This is a genomic window from Candidatus Angelobacter sp. (assembly GCA_035607015.1).
Taxonomy (GTDB): Bacteria; Verrucomicrobiota; Verrucomicrobiia; order Limisphaerales; family AV2; genus AV2.
In genome coordinates this window covers 1-3,527 of the sequence record DATNDF010000387.1, presented here as the reverse complement: position 1 = coordinate 3,527, position 3,527 = coordinate 1, and the positions used below count along the sequence as shown (strand labels likewise).

At 57.2% G+C, this 3,527-nt stretch carries 4 protein-coding genes; 3 read left to right on the top strand and 1 reads right to left on the bottom strand.

Going from position 1 to position 3,527, the window contains the following annotated elements; translation table 11 throughout:
• The 3 genes from VN887_15485 to VN887_15475 form a co-directional block, all read left to right on the top strand.
• A partial coding sequence (locus VN887_15485) for an aldose epimerase family protein (protein ID HXT41407.1) occupies positions 1 to 616 on the top strand: 616 nt, incomplete at its 5' end.
• Between the two features lie 92 nt (positions 617 to 708).
• A complete protein-coding gene (locus tag VN887_15480) occupies positions 709 to 2,412 on the top strand; it encodes a sodium:solute symporter family protein (GenBank protein ID HXT41406.1) in 1,704 nt (567 codons plus the stop codon).
• 18 nt (positions 2,413 to 2,430) lie between these two features.
• Entirely contained in the window at positions 2,431 to 2,643 is a 213-nt protein-coding gene (locus VN887_15475; protein HXT41405.1) for a hypothetical protein, read from the top strand.
• Positions 2,644 to 2,689: 46 nt separating this feature from the next.
• Here VN887_15475 and VN887_15470 read toward each other — a convergent pair.
• A partial coding sequence (locus VN887_15470; protein ID HXT41404.1) for an FGGY-family carbohydrate kinase occupies positions 2,690 to 3,527 on the bottom strand: 838 nt, incomplete at its 5' end.

The window sequence follows — 3,527 nt, the reverse complement described above, 5'->3', positions numbered from 1 at the left end:
GGGCAACCTGACCGCCAGCGTGACTTATACGCTAACGAACAAGAACGAACTCAAGCTGGAATACACGGCGGAGACAGATAAAGATACCGTTGTGAATCTGACAAATCACAGTTACTTCAACTTGTCGGGCACTGACACGGGCGACGTGCTCAAGTACATCCTGTACATCGACGCGGACAAATACACTCCAGTGGATTCCACGCTGATTCCGACGGGCGAAATCGCGAACGTTGCGAATACGCCGCTGGATTTTCTGAAGCCGGCGGCGATCGGTGCGCGCATCGGCGAACTAAAGGAGATCGGCGGATACGATCACAATTTTGTTTTGAATGGCAAGGCTGGGACGATGCGCATTGCGGGGCGGGTGATCGAGCCGACGTCCGGAAGGCAGATGGAAATCTGGACGACGGAGCCTGGAGTGCAGTTCTACACGGCGATCCATCTCGACGGAAGCATTACAGGGAAAGGCGGAGTTGCGTACCAGAAATACGGCGCGATATGCCTTGAGACCCAGCACTATCCGGACTCGCCTAACCGGCCAAATTTTCCATCCACTGTTTTGAAGCCAGGAACAAAATTTCATTCGGAAACGATTTACAAGTTCTCGGCGAAGTGATGTTGGGGTCGAGTCCTCGTATTCATAGCTGGGACTTTATCCCCTGTCATGAGTCGTAAGACGCACGCAGAGGAGAAGCGATTCTGAACTCTATGACCATTCCATCCGCGTTTATCGTACCAGCTCGACTCGTTCATCTCTCCGCGGTTGACGTCGTCATCATCGTTTTTTACTTCGCGTTGGTCCTGGCCATTGGCTTCTACTTGCGCGGCCGCGCGAACACCGGTGAAGATTTTTTCATGGCGGGCCGCGAAATGACCGCGTGGGTGGCTGGACTGAGTTTCCTCTCGGCGAATCTCGGCGCTTTGGAACTGATGGGCTGGGCGGGTTCGGCCTACCAATACGGCATTCTGGCCACGCATTGGTACTGGATTGGCGCGATACCCGCGATGCTTTTCCTCGCGCTAGTAATGATGCCGTTTTACTACATTTCCAAAACACACTCCGTTCCGGGTTACTTGAAATTGCGTTTTGGAGAACCGGCTCGCGCTGTCTCCGCGGTTTCGTTTGCCTTCATGACCGTGCTGATGAGCGGCGTCAACATGTTCGCGATGGCGAAGGTGATGCAGATTGTACTGGGCTGGGACATCAATTTCAGCATTTGGGTGTCGTCGATCACCGTGGCTATTTATGTTGCGCTCGGCGGGTTGAGGTCGGCGATTTTTAATGAAGTGTTGCAGTTCTTCCTGATCTGGGCGGGCGCTCTGCTGATTCCAATTCTCGGGCTCTACGAGGCCGGCGGCTGGAGCAACCTGAAAGTGCAAATTGCCCAGCGGGCGTCGGATCAGTACGTTCATCTGTGGTCGGGCTTAGGTTCCTTCACGGACAACCCCATGGGTATCAACTGGATCGGCATTGTGTTCGGGTTGGCTGCGGTCATCTCGATGGGTTACTGGACGACGGATTTTCTTGTTGTGCAACGCATCCTCGCCGCCAAGGACATACGCAGCGCGGAGATGGCCCCCATCATCGGAGCGGGGTTCAAGATGTTTGTTCCGCTCATCGTCATTTTGCCGGGACTACTGGGATTGGCCGTGCTTCCGATGAAACTCGTACCCGAATCGGTGGCTGCCGTGACCGGAGCGCACAGCTACAACGACGTTCTTCCGCTGATGCTCGCCCGCTATTGCGGCCCTGGGTTGCTGGGTCTAGGGATTACCGCGTTGATCGCGGGTTTCATGTCTGGGATGGCGGGGAATGTGAGTGCGTTCACTACCGTCTGGACGTATGACATCTACCGGCCGCTAATCAACAGCAAGGGCACGGACCACCACTACGTGAATATGGGCCGGTGGACGACGGTGATCGGCGTGCTGATTAGCGTGGGCACGGCGTATTTGGTGATGCAGTTCGCGAGCATTATGGACTATGTGCAGGCGCTGTTCAGTTTTTTCATCGCGCCACTGTTCGGCACCGTTATTCTCGGCATGCTTTGGAAGCGAGCGACGGGGCCGGGCGGCTTCTGGGGATTGCTCTGCGGCACGGTATCTTCCGTCAGCATGTGGGCTTGGGTGAAAGCAGATCCATCGGCTCTGCGTTATGTGGCGCTCTCGCCGCATGCTAAAGCGCTGGCACAGGATATGTTTCAGGCGCTGTGGTCTTTTCTCGTTTGCGTGGTCGTGACGGTTGTTGTGAGTTTGGCGACGAAGCCCAAAACGGACGCGGAGTTGACTGGCTTGGTTTACGGGTTGACGCCAGTTCCGTCCGTCGGAAGTATTCCTGTGTATCAGAAGCCTATTTTCTGGGCGGGTGTGGTGGGTGTCGTGTTCTTCGTTCTGAACATCTACTTTTGGTAGCCCCCGGAGGTCGGAAGCATGGTTTCTATCTGGTTCTTTATCGGGTTATCGTTGCTGGTTAATGGAGTGCTGATTTTCGGCGCGGGCCTGTACGAGTTGTGGAATCCGCCTGCCCACCCAACCGTAGAGCTTTTCAACTTGCACGCGAGCGTTTGGTGGGGCGCGCTGATGACTGTGATAGGCGCGTGGTACTGCTACCACTTCAAGCCGGGGCAGAAAAAGGCCGGATGATGGAGAATCGCCGCGTCGCTTGCGATTGTTCGCAGGGATTCGCAGCTCAGTTTGCGGAAGAAGATTTGTTTTCGGCGAAGATGGAATGCAAGGCCGGATAAATCCGGCGATAAGTTTGATAGCCGCGCTGCATAACGGCGCTGGTTTCGCGGATCGGGCCGACGACTTTCGCGACACGCACGGCGGCGTCGCACGCCTCATCCACACTTTTCCAGCATCCTGAGCCCACGCCTGCAAGAATCGCGGCGCCATAGGCCGCGCCTTCTTCCGCTTTTAAGATTTCAACCTCGTGTGCGTAAACATCCGCCTGGATTTGCTGCCAGAGCGGCGAGCGAGCGCCTCCACCGCCGAGGCGGATCCGTTCAACGGGAACATGGATCTCGTCGAAGATCGTGAAGGTGTCTTTCAGGCTGTAGGTTACGCCTTCGAGGACTGCGCGGATAAGGTGCGCGCGCGTATGAGATGCCGACAGGCCGACAAAGGCGGCACGCGCGAAAGGATCGAGATGCGGCGTGCGCTCGCCCATCAAGTAGGGCGCCCAAAAGGCTCCCTCGGAGCCCGCTGGAACAGTGGCGGCCTCCGCGGAGAGTCGTTCATAAGGATCGCGGCCGTCGTCAGGTCCGGCGCCAAAACGATCGCGGAACCAGCGTAGCGAGAGGCCTGCGGATTGCGTGACGCCCATGACGTGCCAGCGACCGGGGATGGCGTGGCAGAAGGTGTGCAAGCGGCCTTTGGGATCGAGCGAAGGGCGATCAGTAGCAGCAAAAACGACGCCGGAAGTTCCGATAGTCGCGCTGACGACTCCGGCGCGCGTGATGCCCATGCCGACCGCACCGGCAGCTTGGTCGCCAGCGCCAGCGACAACGGGAGTTCCGGGGCGAAGA